The organism is Nitrospiraceae bacterium, assembly GCA_019637075.1.
Lineage (GTDB): Bacteria > Nitrospirota > Nitrospiria > Nitrospirales > Nitrospiraceae > JAHBWI01.
This window is the reverse complement of the sequence record JAHBWI010000003.1, coordinates 339299-363923: the sequence shown is the minus strand read 5'-3', so window position 1 is coordinate 363923 and position 24625 is coordinate 339299. Positions and strand designations below refer to the sequence as shown.

25 protein-coding genes are annotated in these 24625 nt (G+C 61.0%); 9 read left to right on the top strand and 16 right to left on the bottom strand.

The genetic code is table 11. The annotated features are described in order from the left end of the window. Positions 1 to 105: 105 nt before the first annotated feature. Positions 106 to 1851 carry a hypothetical protein gene (locus KF814_09825; protein ID MBX3236440.1) on the top strand — a complete coding sequence of 582 codons (1746 nt, stop codon included), beginning with the start codon at positions 106 to 108 and terminating at the stop codon, positions 1849 to 1851. 237 nt (positions 1852 to 2088) lie between these two features. Here KF814_09825 and KF814_09820 read toward each other — a convergent pair whose 3' ends face one another. The 11 genes from KF814_09820 to KF814_09770 form a co-directional block, all read right to left on the bottom strand. Then, entirely contained in the window at positions 2089 to 2799 is a 711-nt protein-coding gene (locus KF814_09820) for a site-2 protease family protein (GenBank protein ID MBX3236439.1), read from the bottom strand. After that, complete coding sequence (locus tag KF814_09815; protein MBX3236438.1) at positions 2796 to 3680, bottom strand: DUF2167 domain-containing protein; 885 nt, start codon at positions 3678 to 3680, stop codon at positions 2796 to 2798. Before KF814_09815 ends, KF814_09820 begins: the two co-directional genes overlap by 4 nt. A 43-nt stretch (positions 3681 to 3723) precedes the next feature. Then, positions 3724 to 4080: a DUF1499 domain-containing protein gene (locus KF814_09810; protein ID MBX3236437.1), complete on the bottom strand. Its 357-nt coding sequence runs from the start codon at positions 4078 to 4080 to the stop codon at positions 3724 to 3726. A gap of 37 nt (positions 4081 to 4117) precedes the next feature. Then, positions 4118 to 4519 (bottom strand): FKBP-type peptidyl-prolyl cis-trans isomerase, encoded by a 402-nt coding sequence (locus KF814_09805; GenBank protein MBX3236436.1) that lies wholly within the window; start codon positions 4517 to 4519, stop codon positions 4118 to 4120. Between the two features lie 74 nt (positions 4520 to 4593). Beyond that, positions 4594 to 5706: a DUF2914 domain-containing protein gene (locus tag KF814_09800; GenBank protein ID MBX3236435.1), complete on the bottom strand. Its 1113-nt coding sequence runs from the start codon at positions 5704 to 5706 to the stop codon at positions 4594 to 4596. Positions 5707 to 5884: 178 nt separating this feature from the next. Then, complete coding sequence (locus KF814_09795; protein ID MBX3236434.1) at positions 5885 to 6946, bottom strand: hypothetical protein; 1062 nt, start codon at positions 6944 to 6946, stop codon at positions 5885 to 5887. 45 nt (positions 6947 to 6991) lie between these two features. Further along, on the bottom strand, positions 6992 to 7651 hold the full coding sequence (locus KF814_09790; protein MBX3236433.1) for a hypothetical protein: 660 nt from the start codon (positions 7649 to 7651) through the stop codon (positions 6992 to 6994). A 168-nt stretch (positions 7652 to 7819) separates the two neighbouring features. Continuing rightward, positions 7820 to 8452, bottom strand: a complete 633-nt coding sequence (locus KF814_09785; GenBank protein MBX3236432.1) for a hypothetical protein — start codon at positions 8450 to 8452, stop codon at positions 7820 to 7822. A 136-nt stretch (positions 8453 to 8588) separates the two neighbouring features. Beyond that, positions 8589 to 8966: a hypothetical protein gene (locus tag KF814_09780; protein ID MBX3236431.1), complete on the bottom strand. Its 378-nt coding sequence runs from the start codon at positions 8964 to 8966 to the stop codon at positions 8589 to 8591. Positions 8967 to 9053: 87 nt separating this feature from the next. Next, entirely contained in the window at positions 9054 to 9392 is a 339-nt protein-coding gene (locus KF814_09775; GenBank protein ID MBX3236430.1) for a hypothetical protein, read from the bottom strand. Beyond that, a complete protein-coding gene (locus KF814_09770) occupies positions 9389 to 9679 on the bottom strand; it encodes a hypothetical protein (GenBank protein MBX3236429.1) in 291 nt (96 codons plus the stop codon). The genes KF814_09775 and KF814_09770 overlap by 4 nt, the downstream gene beginning before the upstream one ends. Before the next feature lie 222 nt (positions 9680 to 9901). Here KF814_09770 and KF814_09765 point away from each other — a divergent pair, with 222 nt between their 5' ends. The 8 genes from KF814_09765 (at position 9902) to KF814_09730 (ending at position 17159) form a co-directional block, all read left to right on the top strand. Next, positions 9902 to 10795, top strand: coding sequence for a polyprenyl synthetase family protein (locus tag KF814_09765; GenBank protein ID MBX3236428.1), 894 nt, complete (start codon positions 9902 to 9904; stop codon positions 10793 to 10795). An 88-nt stretch (positions 10796 to 10883) separates the two neighbouring features. Continuing rightward, positions 10884 to 11867 (top strand): SDR family NAD(P)-dependent oxidoreductase, encoded by a 984-nt coding sequence (locus KF814_09760; protein ID MBX3236427.1) that lies wholly within the window; start codon positions 10884 to 10886, stop codon positions 11865 to 11867. Positions 11868 to 11928: 61 nt separating this feature from the next. Continuing rightward, a complete protein-coding gene (locus KF814_09755; protein MBX3236426.1) occupies positions 11929 to 12735 on the top strand; it encodes a carotenoid biosynthesis protein in 807 nt (268 codons plus the stop codon). A gap of 151 nt (positions 12736 to 12886) precedes the next feature. Then, on the top strand, positions 12887 to 13501 hold the full coding sequence (locus KF814_09750) for a c-type cytochrome (protein MBX3236425.1): 615 nt from the start codon (positions 12887 to 12889) through the stop codon (positions 13499 to 13501). Between the two features lie 22 nt (positions 13502 to 13523). Then, complete coding sequence (locus tag KF814_09745) at positions 13524 to 13844, top strand: hypothetical protein (GenBank protein MBX3236424.1); 321 nt, start codon at positions 13524 to 13526, stop codon at positions 13842 to 13844. Between the two features lie 39 nt (positions 13845 to 13883). Beyond that, positions 13884 to 14306 (top strand): phage holin family protein, encoded by a 423-nt coding sequence (locus KF814_09740; protein MBX3236423.1) that lies wholly within the window; start codon positions 13884 to 13886, stop codon positions 14304 to 14306. A gap of 286 nt (positions 14307 to 14592) precedes the next feature. Continuing rightward, positions 14593 to 16413, top strand: coding sequence for a GAF domain-containing protein (locus tag KF814_09735; GenBank protein ID MBX3236422.1), 1821 nt, complete (start codon positions 14593 to 14595; stop codon positions 16411 to 16413). A gap of 380 nt (positions 16414 to 16793) precedes the next feature. Beyond that, positions 16794 to 17159, top strand: coding sequence for a hypothetical protein (locus tag KF814_09730; protein ID MBX3236421.1), 366 nt, complete (start codon positions 16794 to 16796; stop codon positions 17157 to 17159). 67 nt (positions 17160 to 17226) lie between these two features. Here KF814_09730 and KF814_09725 read toward each other — a convergent pair whose 3' ends face one another. The 5 genes from KF814_09725 to KF814_09705 all read right to left on the bottom strand — a co-directional run bounded on the left by KF814_09725 (position 17227) and on the right by KF814_09705 (position 24612). Then, a complete protein-coding gene (locus tag KF814_09725) occupies positions 17227 to 17802 on the bottom strand; it encodes a DNA-3-methyladenine glycosylase (GenBank protein ID MBX3236420.1) in 576 nt (191 codons plus the stop codon). 328 nt (positions 17803 to 18130) lie between these two features. Further along, positions 18131 to 20173, bottom strand: coding sequence for a TonB-dependent receptor plug domain-containing protein (locus KF814_09720; GenBank protein ID MBX3236419.1), 2043 nt, complete (start codon positions 20171 to 20173; stop codon positions 18131 to 18133). Between the two features lie 7 nt (positions 20174 to 20180). Then, positions 20181 to 20627 carry a nickel-responsive transcriptional regulator NikR gene (gene nikR, locus KF814_09715; protein ID MBX3236418.1) on the bottom strand — a complete coding sequence of 149 codons (447 nt, stop codon included), beginning with the start codon at positions 20625 to 20627 and terminating at the stop codon, positions 20181 to 20183. A 108-nt stretch (positions 20628 to 20735) separates the two neighbouring features. Then, positions 20736 to 21809, bottom strand: coding sequence for a response regulator (locus tag KF814_09710; protein MBX3236417.1), 1074 nt, complete (start codon positions 21807 to 21809; stop codon positions 20736 to 20738). 52 nt (positions 21810 to 21861) lie between these two features. After that, positions 21862 to 24612, bottom strand: coding sequence for a response regulator (locus KF814_09705; GenBank protein ID MBX3236416.1), 2751 nt, complete (start codon positions 24610 to 24612; stop codon positions 21862 to 21864). Between the last annotated feature and the right edge of the window lie 13 nt (positions 24613 to 24625).

The following is a 24625-nucleotide window of genomic DNA, read 5'->3' as shown; positions in this document are numbered from 1 at the left end:
ATCCGATCGCTCGGCCTACCAGTCGCCCCTCGGTCACAAGGCGCGGCTGTGTCGGGTTATGACGCGAATGTTGGCCACCCAACCTCTTTGACGCATACTAGGGAAATGTCCTTCCGTTCGATTCAACCAAAGGCTCCCTTGGCCTGGCTGCTCCTGCCGCTGCTGTTATCCGGAGGCTGCCTCTCCGCTCCGCATGGTCTGACGGGCACCACCCTATGGAACTTTGATCTGAACGGAGACGGCACTCCCGACTCATCCCTTCGCCTCACTTCCTGCAAGGCCGTTCCGGAAACAACCTGTATCGACATTTCGTCACTCCTTACGGAGCAGAAAGAGATTCCCCTGCCGAGCCCCTCGATCCCTTGTCCCGCGCCGGTTCTCTCCGAGCAGATTGCCGACATCGGGGACCATGCCGGAGACCCGCTGCACGAAATCGCCATCGTGTACTGCCACAAGGAGAATCAGGTGCCGAAGACGGTCCTCGGTATCCTGGAGGCTCGGAGTGGGAAGCTCATTGCCCAGACCGAAACGCCGGAAGGACAACTCCACGCCTATTGGAATTGGCCGCGCGGTCCAGCCGAACGGCGGTATCCCTTCCTCGCCCCCAGCTATGGCGATGGTCTACCGACCGCCGATCGACCCATCTGGGGATACCTGTGCCTGTTCCAGCCCTCGCTGCCGTCCGATCCCCAGTGCGGGAACGGATTCGTGGTGGTCGAAACGAAGCCGGCTCCTGAGTTCTTTCGCGAATACGGCGGGTACCTGCAGGACCTGGATGGCGACGGCTGGGAAGATATTCACCTGATCTATCACCGCCTGGTCTACAGCATCTCGACGAGAACCGGGCTTCCCCTCGCCACCACGGAATACGACGTCGCAGCCGCTACGGAACCGAACGCCTCCAAATGGTTCCACGCGGGACGCAACTACGGCGCCCATGTGTCGGTCATCACCCCCGAAGGCGCTCCCCGCACGGTGATGGTGGGGGGCGTTCCCATCGGCGCCTTTCAGGACATGAACTGTAACGTGACCCGCTACATCGGACTCCTCGAAACTCCGCCGGGGCACCCGGCTGAGCGCCGGCTCAAATGGTCACACTATTACGGATTTGCCTCGACGACCTTTGGCGAGGCCTCCCCGGAGCCGGCGGACCAGTTCAGCCCCTTGGTCGCGCGAACGGCCGACTACCTGAACGGCTGTCTCCACTATACGGGCGACGCCAGAAGCCTCATGGACCGTCAGCCGATCATTCTCGTGAATCGTTTCGAGCAGGACAGCCCTGTGGCTCGTTGCCTCTGGGAACAGCACCAGCTCTATCTTCCCCCCGCCTGGACGAAGGAGAAGCAGGCGGCCTGGTACGGCTGTTTCAACCAAAACCTCCATGCCTCCGGCACCTGGTCCGTCCACATCCTGCGGGAAGAAGACGGGACGGTGGTCATGAACAGTCCCTCTCGGTACCTCTGGGGCATGTCGAACCGTCTGTTCCCTTCGGGAGAGCCGATCTACCTGGTCGAACCTCTCCCGGCAGAGGCGCACCCGTTCGATCTTCGGCTTCTCCCGACGCCACGACTTGCCATGCGCTCGCTCGAGGACGGGCGCTGGGTCGAACGCGGCAGCCTGCCGATCGAAGGACGGCCAACATTCCAATGGCTCAGGGGAACCGGCCCCCGAGGTCACGGCTCATCGAGCTATTTTCTGGAGTTGATCGAACAGGACCTGGACGGCGACGGACTCACGGAATTCCAACTGGAAGGCGGCACCTGGGTAGGATGGTCCCAGCAATCAGCTAACTGGGCGATCAAGCAGCCCCCAGGCCCACCTACACTAGCAATAGAATCGAAATCGCGTTGAGACTTGAGATCTTCTGTGGAAATTTGCGGAATGATCACAAAGGCCGTCCGGCAAGGCCGCAGCCGACGAAAGCACCGGAGGCGTACTAATTCTCACCCGCCTCCCCGAGCTGCCGAGCCAGCTCTGTCTCCGTCTGGCTACGTTGAGGGCGTTTTCAAGGCGAGAACGCGGCTTGGTGCGGAGCGCGACTTGGCGCGCAGGGTGGGTGGATGAGACGGTGGCTTTTTCATCATCCCGCTACTTAGTCCCTGGGAGCATCAAATGCGTCTCATAACTCATTACCCCAAGAAACGCCGCCAACCCCAGATAGTAGAGCGCATAGCTCAATCGGGTGGAAGTCGGCACGTCGTAATAACGAGAAAATTCGGCCCCATCGCCACCGCGGAAGGTCGACATGAGGTGCGGGACCGCCATGATTGCGACGAGCAACAGCATCGGACTCTGGTTCATCATGAACAGCCCGATCAGGATCGGCACCCCCAGCCACCAGACTTTCGGGGAAATGATCGCCGTAATCCGACCACCGTCGAGCGGGGACAACGGAATCAGATTGAACAGATTGATCATGAACCCGGCGTAGGCCAGAGCAAGCAGTAACTGACTGTGCACGGATTCGGCGGCATAGTAACAGGCCATCGCCGCAATCGTCCCGGCCACCGGACCGGCAATGCCGACATAGGCCTCGGTTTCCACGTCCATCGGTTGGTCCTTCAACTGGATCCAGGCCCCGACGAAGGGGATGAAGGTCGGCGCGCCGACATCGAGGTTCCGCTGTCGAGCCGCGACGTAGTGGCCGAGTTCGTGGAACAGGATCAACAGCACGAAGCCCACGGCATACCACCAGCCGAAAATGAAACTATAGACGACCATCGAGAGGAGCATGGTCCCGCCCGTGAGCGCGACCTTGCCCAACTTGAGCCCTGTGAGCAAGAGCAGCAGCGCCTTCACGTCGACAGCCCCTCCGGCTGCTCAGGCTTTTTCTTCAAGAAGTACTTCCGGATCAACCCGCCCACCACGAGCACAAGAAGCACGAGCAATTTCTTTCCTGCCAGCAACAACGGCACGATGAAGGCCCACAACTTGGCCAACAACCCGGACTTGATGGCCGCTCCGGCGATCAACGCGGTCAGGCCGACCGCCGCAACCTTGTCCGTCGCACTGTTAAAGTCGCCGTACCGCTTCCCCTCGACGAAGGCCACGTTGGCCAGCAATTGGTTCGCGTGCGGCTTGAGCATCGGCAGCTCTTCGAGCGAGCCGACCATGTTCATACTCAAATACCCCTGCCGACCCAGCGCCATCGTGTTGTAGTTCACCCCGACCTGATCCTCTTCCTGAGCGGCGATCGCCCACACGACCTTGTTCGCCGCCTTGTCGTATCGAGGCGGCTCCTCCCAGCCCCGAATCACGAGCGGCGGATGCCCCTGTGCCTGCCGACGCTTGTTATCTTCCTCTGTGCCCTCCTTGATCGAGGCGAGCAGTTCGTCGGCATTCCAATTCGCCGCATCATCGTCTTTCACGTAGCCGGCGTCGATATAGCGAATGACCATGAACCATTTTTCCCCAGGCGTCGCAGAGGCAATGAGCCCGAGTTCGGCGCCGGAAGGGAAATTGCCCATCTCTCGAAGTACCCGCTGTGTTTCCTCCGCCCCCAGGAACCGATACCCTTTAGGAAGGGTCAGCTTCGCCTGATCGCCCAAGGCAGCCTCGGTCGGGCCCATCTGCCAGGCAAGCGGCACCGGCTTCGGCTCTTCGGCATGCGTCGGCGACAGGGGCAACCAGGCCACGAAATACAGCACTACCAGCAGCAGCCGAACAGGGCGACAGATCATACCGAAACCTCCCTGGGCAGTGGCGAACAGGACGCGCGGGTTCTTACAACTTACCATCCAGCAGCGACCGGATATCTTCCATGCGGCGGCGGTTCACGCCGAGATCGCCGTAGCCGACACGGGAAGCCGAGCGGAACTGAATGGTCTTGCCGTCCTCATCGAACAGGAACTCCACGTCGTCGACGAATCGAAGCAAGAGGCTGGTGAATTCGTAATGGAGGTAGGCATCGTCTTCTTCCACCAACTTCGTGCGCGGAAGCCCGGCAATGGCAGCCTTCAACGCCTCCTTCGCCTCCGCACGGCTCTTTCGATAGCGGAACGGCGCAATCGCATGGCGCTCTTCCTGCGCAGCGGTGGAAACACAGTTGGGCTTATCGGGACAGGGGGATAAGGTTCTCATTGTTGCATTATGCCGGAAGACACACGGTTACACTTATCTATTTTTCGCTGACAGGCGGCGAAATCTCCCGCAGCCACAACTCCGCCACCAACAGGGCATTGGGCGGAATGAGGCCTGGTAGTCCCTTGTCTCCGTAGGCCAGGTGTGGACCGATGCGGACCTTGCGATAGCCGCCGACCTTCATCCCGGTCAACGCCTGCTCGATCCCCGCAACGGCCTGGCGACGCCCCAGGACAATCCGGTGATCAACCAACGTTACACCCTCCACCACCCGAACCATGTCCGTTGGGAGTTGCTCGGCCTGCCGCTTGTTGAACGATACCTCCTCCCCGCGATTGAGAAAGAGGCGCATATTGAACAACAGATGATCGCCCTTCTGGGCCGGCGTCCCCTCTCCCTCGCGCTCTTCGAGTATCTCCACGCCGCGACCGGACTTCATGAGCGCTCGTCCCTCCCCCGAATTGGGATCAGCTGCCAAGCCGATCGGCGGCCAGCCTGAGACACCCCATTGGGTCAATACACGACCGTTTTCAGCGCCAGCGGTCCTTCCGACGCTTCGGCCGTCACCTTCACCGAGACGCGACCGATCACCCTCCCGTCCTCGGCCTCGACATCGACGCGCCAATCGCCGACATCCAACCCCTCCTTGAATGTGTAGGCCCGATAGCCGCCCTCCCGCCCTCCGGCGATTTTGAGGGGAATCCGGTCCGCATGGACATAGGGTTTGCTGCCATCCGGGCGGTAGTGCCAGTGGTGATAAATCGTCGTCCTGAGGGTCACGGGCGCGAAGACAGCGGTGAAGCAATACACGGGGTCGTTGGTTGGGATCACATCGTCCGACGCTTTCCAGACCTCATACCACCGTTTCTCGAACGAAAGTTCGAAGCGATCCCCCGACCGTTTGATCTCGTGATACATGCCGCCGTACTTGAGCGACAGCGGCACCGGCGGAATCCAGTTGAGGAAGTAGAACCCGACCAGCAGACCCACGATCGCCAGGGCCGGCGCTCCGGCCAACAGCGCTTCGCGCCTGGTGCGGGCGGAGTTCCGCCAATAGATCAACTGCACGACCCGAAGCACAACCAGCACCGTCAGGACAGCCCCGGCAAGAAAAATCGCCGCATTCATCCATCCGGTCATCACCGGCAGGAAGAAGGTGAAAAACGCGAAACATACCAAGGCATACAGGCTCACGAGCAACTGCACATTAGACAGCCGGCTGCGCAGGAACTCGTTCGCAACCAGGAATCCGACCAACACGCAGAAAAATACCGCCGTGCCGGCGAAGGTCGCGCTCTTGGAATAGAAGATCGCATAGGCGCTGAAGAGACCGCCCAGCAGAAACTGAATCGCCATCGGCGCATAAGGCTTGGCTTGCAGCACCCAACGCAGATAGGCGGGCGCGTCGGGTGGAAGGTCTTCAGGGCGCGCTTCGCTGGTGCCTAACCGGCCGGTGAGGACGATCAGAAAGCCCAACAGCGCCAGGTACAGCAGCAGGAGCAAATTGTCGAGCAACCGGTCGATCCTGGTCAGCGTCACCGTGTCGTAGGTGACCCCGCTGAAAAAGAACAATGGCGGGAGATAGGGCTTACCCAGCACCGACTGGAACCGCTGCATCGAAACCATGGCACAAGACTTCAGGAGTCAGGCAGGAATGTCAAACAAGAAGTGATTCGGAGGGAATCCAAGAGACAATCGAACAGCAACGTTTGCGGATCAGGCAAGCCGCATGCTCGTCTCACGTCTTCCGTCTGCCGTTTCACGTCTCACGAGTCCATGGGGCGGGTATCTTCAGCCGTCGGCCCTAGATGAAGGGGGGCAGCGGCGCATAGACGACCCCATACCCCAACAACCGCTGGAGCCATCCGGCCATTTGGTCTTCCGGCAGCGGCGCGCGATTCAAGCGGACCTCCAACTGAAAGCCGCCCGCCGCGCCGACAATACCCACGATGGCCGATGCATCCTCCCCGTCCGGCAACAACTCCTGCGTCTGGAATTCACAGAGCGTCGTATAGAGCCGCCCTTGCGGCGCGATGGCTTCCAGCACCTCGGGCACTTCGTCGAGCACGCAATGGACGGAACAGCGATAGAGCTGCTTGGCGCGGGGCGGCACGTCGGCGAAATCGGTCAAGGCTTCCTCGGAAAACCCCGTCAGGTAGGCACGGACATTCGCGGCTTGCGGAATGAACGTGGAGGCGAGTTTACTGGCCGGCACGAGGAACTCGTACGCGTCGGAGGTGTTGTATTCAAACTGGCAGGGGCCGAAAGCATCGGGCCAGGAGCAGAAGAACGGCGTCGCAGGGTCCGCCGGCCTCAACACGACCTGCTTTTTCTCCACCGCCGTCTCCACCGGCAACTCCAGCGTGGTGATCGCCTCCAGGAACGCCGCCCGCCGCTCATCGATCCAGTCGAGGCGCTTTGCGTCCTCCCTGGTCTCGCCCGGTGTCACAACCTCAGTGGTGTGGAGTCTGACACGGATGAACGCGTGTGTGTGGCGAAACCCCAGCCAGAGCATAGCGATGGGCTGATGAAAACGCAGGGGGCCGCGAATGCGCCAGGGATGGCTGATGGAGCAGTAGGTTCCGACGTCCTGATACCGCTGATAAATCGTGTGGTACCCGCCGGAAAGGAGAAAGAAATCGCCTTTCCACGCGTCCCGCGCGTGGATCAATGTCACGTCTTCCGTGGCCCAGGGATCAAGCCGGTCGAATTCCTCGGTCGATTCGACCGCCCATTCCTCGACATAACAGATCACGTCCTTGGCGGGGTGGGTGGGCTTCAGCCCCAACGCGCCGAGGCGCTCCCCCACCGCCAAGAGATCGCTGAACTTCAATCGGGCCGGGGTTTCCCACCGTCGCTCACGCACCACTGCCTCCTATGGGGTCCGAGGCCGGCACCGATGATCTGTCCGTCACTTGGCCGACTTCAGGGCGCGATCTTCAACCTTGGTGTCGGTGAGGAACCGATCGAGGCCGTCCTTCAGGGTCGCGGAGAGCAGATCCCGAATATCGTCGCTGTCGAACCAGAACACGGTCTGCGTCTGCTCGCCCTGAATGTTGCGCGTCGTAGTACTCCCGTCGGCAACGTTCTTCGCGGTAATCACGATGCGGCTCTCGGCCCAGATCTTGGTATTCATGAACCGGGCCTTGGCGTTGGCGCTGAACTCCCGCACTTCGCCGGTAATGACGATGTCCGCACCCGACACGCCCACGCCCGATTGCACCACTCTGGCATCCCAGCCCTTACCGTTCCATCCCTTCTGGCGCAACCGTTCGGCGAGGGCCTCCGCCACCGTGACACCCGGCTTTCCACCGGTCACGTTGAAGAAGGTCAGCCCACCCCCGATGAGATGCGACCGCTGGCCGATCTTCGTTTTCTCCGCGCGCAAATCCTCAAACGGCTCGATCACAATCTTGAGCGGCTCCGGCTGTCCGGCCGGCACCGGCGCCACTACCGGCTGAGGCTGGACATTGACCAAGACCATTTCTCCCTTGCCGGCGCAGCCCACCGTCAGCGCCAATGCCGCCACCAGACACATGCGTCCTGCGATTTTGATCCCCTGTGCAATCACACCGTCCTCCATGGAAAAATGACGTCAGCGTAGTGGATGAATCCGTTCCGAGTTGCTCTACAAATTCCGCAACCCCGACGCTGTGACAGAATGACACAGGCCGGCGGAACAACGCGGGCTAGTCTACCCAACTCGCCCTCCGAATGACAAACCGCAGAATGAAAAACGTTACGAGGAGTTCAGCAGCGGGAGCAGCCGGCGGAAGGTGTCCCGAGCCCAGTCGGAAAGGCGGCCTTCAGCCATCACCGGTGAGTCCAGGGGAAGAAACCGCAGGATCTTGAATCTCATCCGGCCGGAAAGCACGGCGGCAATCTGCGCCTTGCGGTCATGCGTGATCGGCAGGGTATAACCTTCTCCCCGCTTCCACTCCCACAAGGTCGGGGCCAAAGACAGTTCCAGTTCCTGTCCGGCCAGCTGGTGGAAGCGGTCGACGAGGTTCTTCTTGTACGATTTGACCTGCCCGCCTTCGACAATCAGCGCGGTGGCCGCATGGTGCCCCCACCAGAACAACGTCCTAAAGGTAAACTTCTCGTCCCCCACGTAATGTTTGGGAAAATCCAGATACTGGTAGGGACAATCTTCCAGGTGTTCGCCCTTCACGAGTTGAAATTTACTGGGGTCGAATTGCGGCGGCAGCAGCAGCGCCCGGCTCCCAAGGTCTTCCGCCAAGCCTCCATGGAGTTGCTCCAACCAACCCCGGACTTTGTGGGTGATCTGCTGCTTGGCCTTGAAGAACCCGACATCCGCAACCAATCTCACTTGGTCGGGTGTCAGGGATGGATCAGGAAGAGGCGTCGGCATGGCGGGAGTTGTAATACCTCGGCATGAACGAGAGACGCTTCATGAACGACGCTTAACAGGGCTTATGCCCGGCGGCGAAGGGAACGGCACAATGCCGAAGTTCTGCAGGATGTTCAAAGGCGTTTTCAACATCCTGTTACGATTTTTGATGAGATTCGAATGAGGCCGCCCTCACTTCAAAGATGCGGCGACATTCGGCGCAGCGCAATCCTACAGTGTCACGGATCACGTCCATTTCACGAATGGTCACAGCCACGGGATGGCGCGCCGCGCAGCCCGACAGCACCTCGCGCGCCGTCGCGACCGGGCCCTCCCTCGATTCCGCCGCGCCAGCCGGTACGGCTGCGACGCGAGTGGCGACGTCGTCGGCCACGATGTGGTGAACCATGCGGCAGGACGTGCAGGTGAAAATCAAGCGGCCCATCGTCTCGTCTATGCGCTTCAGCGCCAGACAGAGCGGGTGAACCGCAAAACATTGTTGAATGAAGGCCCCGCTTTGATAAACCTGCCCCATCTCCACCTCGGGGACGAGAGAAACAGCATTTCGTTTACATGCGGACTACGGAAGCGAGAACGAAGCTGGAAGCCTGATGTAACAGTCTCACCAGAGCTTCGCGAGACCCAGCATCAGCAGCACCCCCACTGCGTATGGGGCAGCGCAAGAATAGATCATGGCTTGGAGCGCCCGATCAGGAGTGCCGGCGCGAACCGCCTGCTCTTTGTAGACGAACTCATAGGCAAGGATGAGGAGCGTGACCGATAAGACCAGCACACGGCTAGTCCGAGGCCAACTATAGTGCCCACTGACCACGAAGTTAGCGGTGAAGAACCCGCTGGAAATGAACAGTAACGGTGCCAGGCCGTAGAGGACCGCTTGCGAAAAAAAGACATGCCACGCCGGCCTTGCCGAACGTTGGTGCGGGGGAACCAGAGTGGTCATGACCCGATGGCGGCCGGTTCGCGGGGAGAGAGATGGACGGTGCGCGAGGCCTGAGCCTTGGCTTCCCGGCAAGCCTTGCAGATCCTCGGGCGCGCCTTCAGAAACGAGACTTTCCCGCTGGCCAGGCAGCTGTAATGGACGAACTCGTCGCAGACGGTGCAACGGGACCAACCGCCCCGGAAGAGCGTCTTATCCCGGTAGAGCCCCTGCTGACAAACTTTGCAATGACGCGGCTCGATCGGGAGCAGCATCGGCGCCCAATCACCACCGGCTTTTCTGATACTCATGGGGGCGCAGTATAACGGGGCATCAGGCTTAAAAACAAGAAGGGGAAAAGGGAGAAAGTCACCTGGCGGTCCTTCACTATGCGCATCGGACGAACACATTCCGATCGTGCGCGTTCCGCGACCACGGGGAGACTCCCCTGCCCCCGGTTTGACACTCCTTTGACCCATTTGCTACTCTCCGCGCCGGTTCTACACCATTCCTGATCTTCACCCTATATACCCATGAACATTAAGGACTATCTCGAACATAACCGGCTTGCGGTAGACCGATTTCTGGATCAGGTCAGCCCCCCGGCTGCCACCCCACCGACCACACTTCACGAGAGCATGCGCTATAGCCTTATGGCAGGTGGCAAGCGGGTCCGCCCGATCTTGACGATCGCCGCGGCCGAAGCCGTGGTAGGGACGACGCCGCCCGGCTTGATGGCGGTCGCCTGCTCGCTGGAATTCATCCATACCTATTCCTTGATCCACGACGACTTGCCGTCGATGGACAACGATGATTTTCGCCGGGGTAAACCGACCAACCATAAGGTCTATGGCGAGGCGATGGCGATTTTGGCCGGCGATGCGCTGCTGACCATGGCCTTCGACCTGATCAGCCGACCCGACCTGATGAAGGGCTGCGAGCCGTCTCGACAAGTCCGCATCATTCAAGAATTGGCCTACGGCTCCGGCAACATGGGCATGGTCGGCGGCCAGGTCTTCGACATTCAGGCCGAGAACCAGGATATCGACCTGGCGACGCTGCAGAACATTCACAAACACAAGACCGGCATGCTGATCCGGGCGGCCGTCCGCATGGGAGCCATCGCCGCCGGCGCTTCTGACCGGCAACTCGACGACCTCACCGGCTATGCCGAGGACATCGGGCTCGCGTTCCAAATCGCCGATGATGTGCTGAACGTGACCGGGACCCGCGAGGAGTTGGGCAAGAACCCGAACACCGACGCGGAGCGCGGCAAAAAGACGTACCCGACGTTCTACGGCGTCGAGGGCGCGCGCAAGTTGGCGGATGACTGTGTCACCCGCGCGATCGGACGGCTGAATTCCTTCGGTGCCGCCGCCGATCCACTCCGCGACATCGCGCGCTACATCACCTCCAGAAAAAACTAGGAGCGTATGGCTTATAGCCTATGGCTAGGAACAGACCACATCGTGTCCGTGCCCTACGCTATACGCCATTAGCCATACGCCATTCCCCATGAAGGTTCTCGTCACCGGAGCAACCGGGTTTGTCGGCGGGGCCGTGGCCCGGGCACTGGTCGCCTCCGGCGCCGAGGTGCGAGTCCTGGCTCGGCAAGGCGCAGACCTGCAGAACCTGAACGGCTTGAAGGCCGAACGGGTTGAAGGCGACCTGCGAGACCGGGAGTCGCTCAAGCGGGCGCTGACCGGATGCCGGCAGCTCTACCACGTGGCGGCCCACTACGCCCTGTGGGCCAAAGATCCCGCCATCTTTTACGACGTCAATGTCACAGGCACGAGGAACATTCTCGAAGCCGCGCGCGAGGTCGGCGTGGAGCGCAGCGTGTATTGCAGCACGATCGGCGCGATCGGCTTGCCACCGGGCGGCGGCCTGGGCACCGAACAGACTCCCGTCTCGCTGGACCAGATGGCCGGCCATTACAAGCGATCCAAGTACTTAGCCGAACAGGAAGTCCTGAAGTTGGCCAAGGAAGGCCTCCCGGTCGTGATCGTGAATCCGAGCGCCCCGGTCGGGGCAGCCGATGTCCGGCCGACTCCTACAGGCCAGGTCATCGTCGATTTCATGAAAGGCCGCATGCCCGCCTACATCGAAACCGGCATGAACATCGTAGACGTGGACGACGTGGCCGCGGGGCACCTGCTCGCGATGGAGAAAGGCCGCCTGGGCGAACGGTATATCTTGGGCTGCAAGAACCTCATGCTACGCGAGGTATTCGAGATCCTCAGCCGGCTCACAGGCGTGAACGCACCGTCGATCAAACTGCCCCGCCTGGCCATCCTTCCCCTCGCCTACGCCAACCAATGGATCGCCGACCTCACGGGCCATCCTCCGCGGATCCCGCTCGAAGGCGTGAAAATGGCCAAATACAAAATGCACTACGACTGCTCGAAAGCCATCCGCGAGCTCGGGATCCCACAAACACCGCCTGAGGTTGCGCTCGAAAAGGCGGTGAAGTGGTTCCGCGAGCATGGCTATGCCTAATCGGATGCTGAAATAGGCCTCCAGCCACGTTCTCGGCTCGGCACGATCCTCAACGTACCCGATGGAACTTCTCCTTCTTTTTGTAAAGACGATCCTCCTCCGCCCCTACGTGTTCGCCTTTCTGGCGGCGTTCTTGTTTTCTGCAATCATGCTGATCGGTTGGCCGCGGACGTGGCGGTTCTGGCTCATCAGTTGGATCACCGCGTTCGTCTGCGAGTTTTCTTCCACGCGCAACGGCATCCCCTTCGGCTGGTATCACTACAATGGATCCACGGTCGGGCTGGAACTCTATTTTTCCAATATTCCCTTCATGGATTCGATCTCGTTTTCGTTTCTGCTCTTCGCCAGCTACTGTCTCGCGCTGCTCTTACTCCTTCCCATGCAAGCCGGGACGCGCCACTCCGGTCTGCCGAACCTGTCCTTCGCTCCCGCCGAGCGCACCTCTTGGCCGGTGTTTATCTTGAGCGTGCTGTTCTTCGCCTTTATCGACATGGTGATCGACCCCGTGGCGCTGCGCGGCGACCGCTGGTTCCTCGGCAAGATCTACTACTATCCCGACCCCGGCGTGCACTATGGCGTGCCGATAGCCAACTATGTCGGCTGGGCGGTGGTCGGAGCGATTTCACTCCTTTTCTACTTTCCCCTCGACCGGCGGCTCGCCGATCCGCTCCCTCCGCATACACCTTCGACGACGCACAGACTCCTTCTGGGTACCGGTCTGTATTATGGAGTGCTGATCTTCAACTTGGCAGTCACCTTCTGGATCGGTGAAGCGCTCCAGGGCACGACCGGCCTTCTGATGTACGTGCCGGTCACGGTCCTCCTGCTCCTGCGCTTGCTCACGCCTGCCACGCAATCGGCACGCTAATCACCCTCCTACCGACAACTGGGCGGCTTGTCCGGCAATCGCCCCTTCCGCTCAGCGCCGGTGCACCCCGCCTCCCTTCCCCATTGTGGCTTTCAGGGGGTCTAGTCTGTATAGTGTAAAAAAGGCCGTGGCGAGGGGACAGAGACGGAGCATGCGAAAGTTTTGCGCATTGGTGATCTTGGGGATGTTGGCCGGCCTCGGTATCCTGGGCTGGTTTGGCTACCAATCCTTCTCAACCGGTTTCAGCGCCAAGGCCGAGCCGAATGAACTGGAAGTGCTTGCGGCCCGCCAACTCCGCCACCTTGCCATTCCCTATGAGAATCGAAACCTGCGGAATCCGCTGCCGCTGACGCAAGACCTGCTCGCGGATGCGCGCGCCCATTTCGCCGACCACTGTGCCATCTGCCATGCGAACGACGGCAGCGGTCAGACGGCCATCGGCAAGAACGTGTACCCCAAGTCTCCCGACCTGCGCCTGCCCGACACGCAAAAGCTGACCGACGGCGAAATGTTCTTTGTGATTCAGAACGGCATCCGCTTCACAGGCATGCCGGCCTGGGGCACCGGCGATCCGGCGAAAGACCGGGCGAGCTGGGAATTGGTGCATTTCATCCGCCATCTCCCCAGCCTGACCGAGGAAGAACTGCAGGAAATGAAGTCGCTGAACCCGAAATCCAAGAAGGATCTCGAGGAAGAGGCCATGATCAACCAGTTTCTTGAAGGCAACGATGCGGCGGGAAGCGCGGCCGGTGCCCACCACCACTAACGTATAGCGAAAGGATCGTCCCGTGAACGCTTTGCGTGCAGGTTTGGCAGCCTTGATGTTTCTCCTGGTTCCTGTCGTGGCATCCGCCCATGGAACAGGACAGCATGTGTTCGGCACCGTCACAGTCATCGACGCCACCCATATGGAAGTGAAAACGCAGAAGGGCGACCTGGTGATCGTCCAACTGACGGACAAGACGAAATACACCTCGAAAATCCTGCGCCGGCCCAAGGGCCCCCCCCAAGTCGGGGACCGGGTGGTCGCGGAAGTTGAATCCGGAACCGGCGGGCTGGTCGCCAGTGAGGTCCATTATTCGAACCCGCCGGCGAAAGGGAAACCCTAGGCCGCGATGCCTGTCTTCCAAATTCATGGATCGCAGCAGATGAGCGCGGGCGGAGACGGCCTTCGGCCGGTGTTTCTGCGGATCATCGTCATGGGCGTTGCTGTGTTCCTCGCCGTGACGATCGTCCCAGGGATCGAGTCCGACAGCCTCGGTGCAGGCCTGGCCGCCGTGCTCGTGCTGACCCTCCTCAATACCGTCATCCGACCTCTGCTCTACCTGTTGTCGATGCCGCTGATTCTTGTCACGCTCGGACTGTTCATGGTCCTGATCAATGCGCTGTTGCTGCAGGTGACGGCGGCAATCGTGAAGGGATTCACCGTCACCGGATTCTGGCCCTCGTTCTGGGGTGCTCTGGTCATCAGCATCGCGAGCGGCATCCTCAACATGGTCCTGGCGGTCGAACATCAGCGTGGCGAAAGCTTCCAGCAACCCCGCCGACCGCCGACGATCATCAATCCGTGAACAGGCGCAGAGCTGATAGCCTATGGCTTAGGGCCTGAGCCACCGGCAGAGCCATTCCGCTGCTTCTGCCGTAGGCCATTTGCCATAAGCGATGTGGCTTCGATACATTCCTTGAGTTACGAATGGCTCGCTGCTACAATGCGCCCAGATTTCACCGGCCTCTGCAATACACTGTGCCCGTGATTGCAACCCCCGCGTCCGCCGTCAAGTTTGCTGGCGTCGCGGGCATCAGCCGAATGACGGCAACGAACTGAGACCGCCAAGCGCGATCGCTCCACTGAGGTCGATGAGCCCCGCTCCCGAACAAGCCAAAGCCGCCACGGAAACCCATCTCCAACGGACCCTGACGTCGGTCATCAACGGACTGCCGGCGGATGCCGCGTTGGCAGCGGTTTTCCACCAAGAGAAGGGCCCGCTCACGGCGCACGTGCATCGCGGCTTCACTCCGCGCGACGTCCAGGCGATCGTCCGAACGCTCTCGTCCCAGAAAGTGCTCGCGACGGCGCCGAACAGCAACGACGCCGAAGCCTCGCGCACGCTTCGCCTCCAGTTGGTCATGCCTGGCGCCAAATCACTCCTGGGCGTGCCGCTGCGCCATCGCCAGCAGGTCTATGGATTCCTCGTCATCGGCCGCAAAGACAACGCCACCTTCGCCAAGAAGGACAAGGTGATGATGGAGCAGGCCGGCGACGACATCACCAAGGCGCTGGAGCGGGAATCGCTGTTTGACACCAACGTGCTGCTCGGCCGCTCGATGGTCCACCACGAACCGCTGCCCACGACCTCGCCGGCCGACGTGTTTACCACCACGCCGTCCCATGCGACGCCGGAAACCCAAGCGCAGGTTGTCGCCCTCTTGAACGAACTCGGGCAAACCCTTCCCTTCGACCGTGCCTGGATCGGCGCCTATGATCCGTTGGCCGGCAACGTGGAGGTGTTGGGCATCGCGGGAGAGATGAAGACCGACGCGAAGGACCAGAAAAAGGATCTCAAGCCGGGACAACGCCTGGCGCTGGATGCATCCGCCGCCGGTTGGGCTGTTCGCCACCGCAAGCCCCGCGTCGACCACGACCTAGCCTCGACCCAGGGCCGGTTTCTAGACCACAAGTACCTGTACAAGGATCGCTATCTCTCGTCGCTCGTCGTGCCCTTTTTCCTCCGCGGCCAGGTGGGCGGTACCATCACCCTGGGCTCGAAGGAAGCGGACCGGTACGCCATCACCGATGCCCGGAGCGTCGAACCGATCAATCTCAAACTCGTCGAACTGCTCCAGGCGGCGCCTGCGACTCCCTCGCCGACCACACCAGCCGGCGGCGAATCCAACGCGGAGACCGGCACCGCAGCCCTCGCCTCCGCTGAGCCGGTCATCCGGAAACAGGAACGGCAAGCGGCCATCGGCGAGTTCAGCGCCTTCCTGGCGACCGAGGTCCGGGAACCGTTGGCCTCGATTCGCGCGCAGTTGGAGGAAGTGACCGGGGAAGGCATTCTGGATTTCGATCCCCAGACCCGTGTGGAGAACGCCATGCGGGACTTGATCCGAATCGAAGCCATCCTCAACGAGATCCTCGACTTCGCCAAGCCGCTGGAACTGAATCGGCGACTCTGCCGCGTCCCGGAGATGGTCGAAAACGCGCTGACCGTCGTCGGTACCGAATTGGAAGCGACCAGGGTTCAGGTCGTGAAGGAATACGCCGGCATGATCGCGCCGGTTCGAGCCGACGAAGCCAAGATGTTGCAGGTGTTTTTGAGCATCTTCAAGAACGCCATCGAGGCCATGACCCCCGGTGGTATCTTGACGATCTCCATGAGCAATCAGCGGTCAGGCCGTCATTTCGAAGTGCAGATCCTCATCAAAAACAACGGCGCTCCGATCCCGGCCGAGCATGTGGACAAGGTGTTCGAGCCCTTCTTCACGACCAAGCGTTCCGGCACCGGCTTAGGCCTTGCCACGGTCAAGAAGATCGTCGAGGAGCACCAAGGCAGCATCGCCATCGCCAGCGCTCCCGGCGAAGGGACTACCGTCACCATTCGCCTCCCCGGCGTCAGCCGCGGTCCATCACACCGTTATCGCGGTCGTGGCCGCCGCCCCCCGCGCCGTCCCAACTGATCCGTCCTGCGACGTTTCTGTCCAATCACGCAGCTACATCCGCTCACTGCTTCATAATTAGACACGTCCGAACGCGACCACCATCGAACAACCACCAACCGTTCCGCGAGCAAAGCCCCCCTGGCAATCTGCCGTGTCCCTTGCTCCGGTGCCCGCTATCCCTCTCAAGCCAGGCCGCATGCCGATCCCATTGCGACCGTCGAGCGAGACCCTTCCGAGGGCGCGCGCTCCGGGAGCAAGGGATCGGCATGGGGGCTGGCGCACCCCCCTTTGTGCTTGACAGGGCTCCCGTCGGCAGCTAAGATTCCCCCGCTCATACGGCTTTAAATGACTACATACTCAGCCACCATACTTTCACATTCTTTCAAAGGAGTAGGGGCATGAAACTCGTCATCGGCACCGCGGCGACCCTTGCAGGCATCTTTTTCACTCTCTCGCTGGCCTCTGCGAATCCGGCACTGCTGCCGAAGCACGAAGGCTATCCCATGAAGAACGATGGCAGTCCCGTGACCGGACAGCCGACGGCGAATGATCCGGGGCAGAGCGATGCCCGCGGTGAAGCGACCCTCCTGAAGTCCGCCGGTTCCATCAAGCATGCCGAACAGAACCTGACGAAGTCCGACAATGCCCGCATCACTGAAGGGCAAGGCGCCGGCCGCTTGCCGAACGTCCAGGGTCCGCAGATCAAGATCGAGCCTCCGGTGACCTCTGCCACGAAGATCACGGGTGATCGCAAGATCGAATAGTTCTCGAACCCGAGAAACTTGATTCCCAAACGGGGGAAGCCGCCAACCGGCTTCCCCCGTCTTATTTTTAGAGAAGAGGGCGCTTGCTGGAAGGACGGCGGGGCGTGGAGTTCTCTGTCCTCAGGCGAAATCGCCAGGGTTTGTGGGCCCACTCACCGGCGTAATCCACCCCGATGCGCGGGTAGGTGTGCAATGCACCGGCCTGCAATCGCTCCTCGCGGTCCTCGAACCAAAGGGCCTCGCCGACCGTCAGGTCACAGCGATTCAAGCGGCGGTCGATACCGAAGGCCCGAGTCAGCCGCCCCGGCCCATCGATCAGGTTCCCCGAGCACTCCACCGCCCGTAAAAGGATTGCGGCCGGAAAACCTTCCTGCTCCGTGACCACGTTGAGCATCTCATACATCCCGTAGCACAGGTAGACGTAGGCATGTCCCGGCGGACCGAAGAGCACGTCCGTCCGAGCCGTCCGCCCCTTCGAAGCGTGGCAGGCCTTATCCTCTTGGCCGATGTAGGCTTCGACCTCGATGATCTTTCCGGCAGTCAGCAGGCCATCCTGCTCCCGCACGAGATACTTTCCAACCAAGGAACCGGCGACCTCGAGCGTGGGTCGGTTGAAGAAGTCACGAGGGAGAATCATGGACATGTGGGTTCGACGAAGTAAAGCGCTGCTGGATGGTGAATTGAAATGGAGCCGGCTGTCAAATCCTTAGTCTTCGCATAGGAAGATCGGGCGGGAAAACCGCATGGTCTGCCATCCAGGGCAGGCTGCTCAAAATGCCCGTCCAGCAAGGCCGCAGCCGATGGCAGCACCGGAGGCGTAGCGGCTGATCACTCAGATGTATCTAAATAGCCTTCTCAAAATGGTTCCTAGTAAGGCCCGCAGGCGAGAAAATACCGCAGGCGTACCCTTGCGGTACGTTGAGGATATTTTCGAACCGAGAACGCCGCTAGGAGCCATTTTCAGAAGGCGATCAGAAGTACCAGGCGAGGCCGGCCATCACAAACCGTGGACTCCCCGGCACAAAATGCGTGTCCGCCACGCCGGCCGCTTCGTTCCGCAAACGCGAGTCGAAGAAGAACGTGGCCTGCTCCCATTTCGTATTGAAGAGGTTCTGCACGAACAAGAACGCCTCCAGCCGTCCGTGCGGCAATGTGACCGGGAGTTGATAGCGCTCGGAGAGGTCGAACGTGGTCCAGGACGGCGCCTTCGCGCTGCGGTCCTCGACCAAAGGCCTCACGCCGAGGTACGTTGCCTGGATCTGTGAGGTCAAGCCTTCCGGCCAACGCAGCAGCAAAGCACCGTAGGCCGTCACTTCCGGGGCCAGGGGAATGGCATCCCCGTTGTTGAATTCCGCCTTGGTCCAAGTCACACTGCCGTTGAAGTAGAGCGGCCCCCAGACTTGCCCGCGCGCAGCGACTTCCATCCCGCGCCGGCGAGAAGCTCCACGAATCTCCGTCGTCCCCGCGTCCCCGACGAATACAAGTTCCTGTTTCAAATCCAGCGCCCAGAGAGTGGCGATCAGCTCAACTCCATCCTGCCCCCAGGGCTTCGACCGAATACCGACTTCATAATTCCTCGCCCGTGCCAATGGCGACGCGGCTTGAGCCACGGCCGAACGGGCATCGTTGCTGTGGTAGCCCTCGCCGTAGTTGGCAAAGAATTCCGTCCTGAACCAGGGTCCCAAGATGACGTTCATCTTCGGCAGCACAACCCCCGAGCTGGTATTGCCGGCAGGCTGTTCCGTGCAAGTCGCGCAGCGGTTTCGCACGTCGAAAGTGAACACTTCCGTGCGAACGCCTCCGGCCAGTCGCAGCCACGGAGTCGGCTGCAGTTCCAATTTGAGGAACGGCGCGTATGAGGCCTCGAAAATGGTGCTGTCCACGGTCGTCCCTAACGGCGCCCGTTTCACTTGCGGACCCAACCGTGCATGGATGTCGTCCGCTCGCGCCTGCACCCCGACCGTCGCGGCGGCGTCCATGTCGAAGAGGTGGCCGCTGTGGCGATAGCCGACATCGCCGCCGTAGATCACGCGCCGGTCCGATTGTTGGAACCCGTCGCCGTTGACCGGATCGTTGAGAAAGAACGTGAAATCGGTGAACAGGTCGAATCGATAGTACTGCGCGTAGGCATTCGCGAAGAAACGCCCGCCTGAGGGGGTGTCGTAATGGTAGTTGATTCGCCCGGTGCTGCGGAGCGTCTTGCCTCCCTCGCTCGGATCGATCGAGCCGAACCGGTCGAGCGATCCATCGTGCAAGGCCCGCAGGGGAATCTCGCCCGAGCCGTTCCACTGCGACTTCTGAAAAGTTCCCGTGATGACCAGTTCATCGCGCCCGAGCGGATTCATCGTGGCCTTGCCCAGGAGATTGCCGCGGAAGTAGCGATTGTCGTTCTGGAACGGCCCGTCCGTGTAATAGCCCTCCGCCGCAAAGAGGGTCCGCACCGCATCCTTCGTCGGCGAGAACATCAAGAGATGGCGCTGCGTGTTGAACTGCCCTCCCGCCGACTGCACGACGCCTTCCGCCACCACCTCGCGTGTACGGAAGTTGACCGCGCCCGCCGTGGCGAAATCGCCGTACTCCGGCAGGTACGCGCCTTTGTACACATCCACCCCTTCGATGGTTTCCGGGATGATGAAGTTGAGATCGGTGTAGCCCTGCCCGTGGGCGTGACTTCGCAAATTGATCGGCATGCCATCGGCAAAGAAGGCGACATCGGTACCGTGATCGGCATCGAACCCCCGCAGGAAGTACTGGTCGGCCTTTCCGGCTCCGCCGGAATGCTCCACCGCGATAAAGCCGGGAATGAGCCGCAACACCTGGGCCGGGCGACCCTGCGGCTGCATGAGATATTCCTTGTCGGGAATGAACTGCTGGGAAGAGGCGGCGACCGGTTGATCGGCCGTCACGTGAATGTCCGGCACTTCCACGTCCGGAGCGTCGGGATCGTGAGCCTTGGCGGGATCGGTCCATAACAGGACCGCCGCAACCGCAGACAACAACCAATGCCTGCTCACCGGCCGCTCACCGCAACCCCTTACCTGTCGTCGTCATCGTGAGCTTGCCGTGCTTCACGCCCTTCACGCTGACCAGCGCATCGGCGACCTTTCGGATCTCGACCCCCTTCCCCTTGACGACCAACACCTCCAGGCAATGGTCGTGGTCGAGGTGAACATGCAGGCCGGCGAGGATATGCCCCTGAAAGTCGTGCTGGATCTGCGTGAGTTTTCGGGTGAGGTCGCGGACGTGATGATCGTAGACAAATGTAATCGTGCCGACCGTGGGCTGGTTGTCGCCCCACTGTTGCTCGACCAGATCGTTCCGGATCAGATCTCGGATCGCTTCCGAACGGTTCGTATAGTTACGCCGCTCGATCAGACGGTCGAATTCACCGAGTAGATGCTCGTCAAGCGACACGCCGAACCGAACCAGCCCATTCCCGCCCTGCTTCGAGGTGTTACGTTTTGTCATTTCGTGGCACGGACATTAGCACGAGCGGGCATGGACTGCAAGACAAAGGGCATGGACCCGGTTGGATGGAGAATCAGGAGAGCGCCGTCGTGACGGTCCGGAAATACGTCAGGCGACGAGCCTGACCGGTGAAGGCTCCGACAGTAACATTTCGCCGTCACGGTCGATGAGCCTGAGAAAGAACGCGCTGAGCTCGGGATCGAACTGTTTGCCGGCCTGATTCTCGATCTCTGCCCGAGCCTGGGCCAGCGTCATCGGCGACTTGGCTCCGTTCCGATGCGTCATGACGTCGAAGGCATCGGCAACCGCCGCGATGCGTCCGGAGAGCGGAATCTGTGTACCCTTGATCCCGAGATAACCGGTGCCATCCCACCGCTCGTGGTGGGTCAGGGCAATTTCCCTGGCCATCTGGAGAAGCGGCGCGACGCTACCCGAGAGGAGCTTCGACCCGATTTTCACATGTTGCCGCATCACTTCTCGGTCTGCCTCGGTAAAGGGCCCGGCTTTCAGCAGTACCTCGTCGGGGATGCCGATCTTGCCGACGTCGTGTAGGGGAGCAGCCTTTCTGATCAACTCGACCTGGTCCGGTGACAATCCGCGCAGTTCCGCCAAGAGCGCCGCGATACGTCCCACTCGCCAGGCGTGCGAACCGGTCTTGTCATGCCGATAACCGGCCGCCAGAGCCAGTCGGTGCAAGATATCGAGTTGCGTTTGTTCGACCGCCTTGGTCCTCAACAACACCTGCGCCTCGAGGTGCTCGCTCTGTCGCCTCAGTTGGTCATGGAGTTGCCTGGTCAGCAGCTGGTTTTTGATCCGCAGCGCAACCTCGATGGCATCCACCGGCTTGGTCAGAAAATCTTTCGCACCTTCCGCCAGGGCCTTGTGCTTGGTGGCGACGTCCAACTCGCCCGTGACGATCAGAATCGGGAAATACTCGTCCCGAGCCACGACCGGGAGCAACTGCCGCATCACCTCGATTCCATCCAAATGCGGCATCCGCATGTCGAGCACGAGCAAGTCGGGCTTCACCGTGCGGAATAACTCGATGGCCTGGCGAGGATCGTTCGAGGCCGTGATGGACCGGTAGCCCGCTTGCTTCAAAATGGCTTCCATCAGCTTGACGCTGTGGACTTCGTCGTCGATGAGGAGGAGCTTCGCGGTCGTCGTGTCGATCTCTTGCATGGGCGATTAAGCGGTTAGTGGTAGGCAGTCCCAGCCATTTAGGCTAGCACGCTCACGCCGCTTCTCCAATGGATTTCCGCTTCTTCAGTTCCACGTTCGGATACGTCAGAGCGCTCAGGGCCTGCCGGAGTCTGTCCATGGTCAACGGTTTGCTCAGCAAGCCGTCGACCCGATCAGACCCGGGCGCCTCATCCTCCGTCGAGTCTCCGCCCGTCAACAACAGCACGGGCGTCTCTCGAGAGATGTCCTTGATCACCACCGCCAGTTGCAGCCCGGTCATATGCGGCATCCCATGATCCGTGACCACGAGGTCGATGACTTCCGGATTGAATGCCGTGATCGCCTCAGCGCCGCTGCCGAGCAGAGTCACCTGATGTCCGGCCACGCGCAGATACTCGCCGGTCACCCGCCCTACCAGCGGATCGTCATCCACGACGAGCACGTTCAACCGGACTCCGTCCAAGGTTCGCCCGGCGGTATCGCCTTCGGGCGCGTCGGCCGCTTGGACCGGCAATTTGAGGCTGAAGGTCGTGCCTTTTCCAAGTTCGCTGGTGATATCGATCGTGCCGCGCAGCCGTCGAATGATGCCATAGACCATGGCCAGCCCCAAACCCGACCCCTTTTCCCCTTTGGTCGAGAAGAAGGGTTCGAGGCATCGCTGCCGCACCTCCTCGGTCATGCCCGTGCCCGTATCGCTGACTTCCACTCTCACATGGTCGCCGCCATCCGCCTTGGTTCGAAGGGTAATCGAGCCGCTCTTCGGCATCGCATCGACGGCATTGAAGATCAGATTCGTGAGCACTTCCCGTAGTTCGGATTCATGCCCCGCCACGGGCGGCACCGCCTCCAGCTCGGAGCGTACTTCCACCGTCACACCGTGGGACAGCGCCTGATCCTTCCACTTCGGCTGACTCAGCTTGATGCTCTGCTCGACCAGACGGTTCAGATCGACGACCCCGACCAGATCGGCCTCCGTCCTCGGCCGATAAAATTCCCGCAAACGACTCACGACCTTGGCGGCGTCCTTGGCCGCCAGGTTGATCGTTTGTAAATACTCGGTCAGCTGCGCTTTGTTGTCCGACATCTGCGGATCGATGAGCAACAACTCACTAAACCCGACGATCGGCGAGAGCGTATTGTTGAAATCGTGGGCGATGCCGCTGGCCATCTGCCCCAAGGCCCGCAGCCGTTCCTGCTGGACCATGTGCTGTTGCGTCGTCTTCAGTTCAACCAAAGCTCCTTCCAGCTTGGCATTACTGTCCCGCAGTTCTGCCTCGGCCCGTTTGCGCTCCGCAAGATCCGAGGCATTGCTCAAGGCCACCGCCACCTGATCGGCCAATTGGCGCAGGAGGTCCTGCGCCTCGCGCGTCGAAGCGGCACCGGCCGGATAGCCCAGTGCAATGCAGCCCAACACCTGCTGCGACCGAAACAGGGGGAAAATATGCACGGACTCGACGTCGGGCACGCACAATCTCCCGAACAGCGCCCCCGCCGCATCCCGACTCAACCGGACGCGATCGCGATGCTCAAGGAATAACTTCCCGATGGCCTCGTCGATCTCCACGCCCTCCACCGTCGTCTGTGCCGCGCCCCGGCCAGCCCTGGCGTACCACCATCCTCTTCCCTGCTGTGATGGATCCAGGAGCAGGACCGCGACGGCTTCGCAAGGCGACACTTCACGCAGCCGGACCAGCACCGTATCGACAATGAGGCTGGGATCCAAGAGCGAGAGGACCGAGCGGTCGATTTCATGCATCGTGGCGAGTTGAGAAAATTGCTGGGCGATCTTGGACGACATGGCATTGAACGAGCCGGCCAATGTTTCAAACTCGTCGCCGCTCGTGACCTGGACCGCTGTGCTGAAATCCCGGCGCGCGATCCTCCTGGTACCTTCCCCCAATTGCTCCAACGGCACCATGGTCTTGCGGATTTGCATCACGCTGAGCAGCGCAACAAATAGCACCGCCAGCAGCACCACGATGGTGAAGCGGTATCGGAAACTCGCCAGCGGCGCCAGGACCTCGCTCCGAGGCTGGCTCAGAATCACGACCCAGGGTTCTGCGGAAAATTCGAATTTGAGAGGAATCGTCCAATAGCCGGCGGTGTACAGATCGTCCCCGTCTCGCCCCTCAAAGACCGCGGTACCTCCCACCTGAGCCTGTTGGGCCCACTGCTCCCGTACAGGTGCCGATACGTCGTCGCTGCAGAACAGGGCGGCAGTCTCACCGAACACGCACATCGTCATTTCGGACGGGAGCGTACCGATGCTATCCGCCCCCCAAAGATAGTCCGAGGCGATTTCCGCCAAGAGTGCTTGTTCACCTCCCTCACCAGACGCCATCACCTTGGCGAGAAAGAGCTGCGACGCGTCACCCGGCCTGTTCTCTGAAACCAACAGGGTCTTTCCCGACCGCAAGAGCATCCATTGAGCCTGAGAGAGAGTGGGCGCAACGGACATCGCGCCGCCCAGCACCTCCGGCGGCTCGGACGGCCTGAGTCGCGCAATGCCGCTGAAGCCGGATTTGCTTGCCGCCTCGCGGGATGGACCGGCGAAGACACCGGTCCCCCAGCCGGAGGAGAGCAATTCGGCCTGCAGCAGCAAAAGCCGCTGGTAGATCGCCATGCCCATGGCTTTACTCTCTTGTCGAACCCGGCGTTCTGCTTGTTGAGTGAGTTGATGGGTGACGTCGCCGAACGAGACGAGGCTCAGGGCCCCGACCGGCAGGAGGGCGCACAGCACAAAAAGGGAAAAGATACGGCGCGCGACGCGGCTGCGAAGAAATGAGCGCTCAATATGGAGCATGGGGATCTCGCCG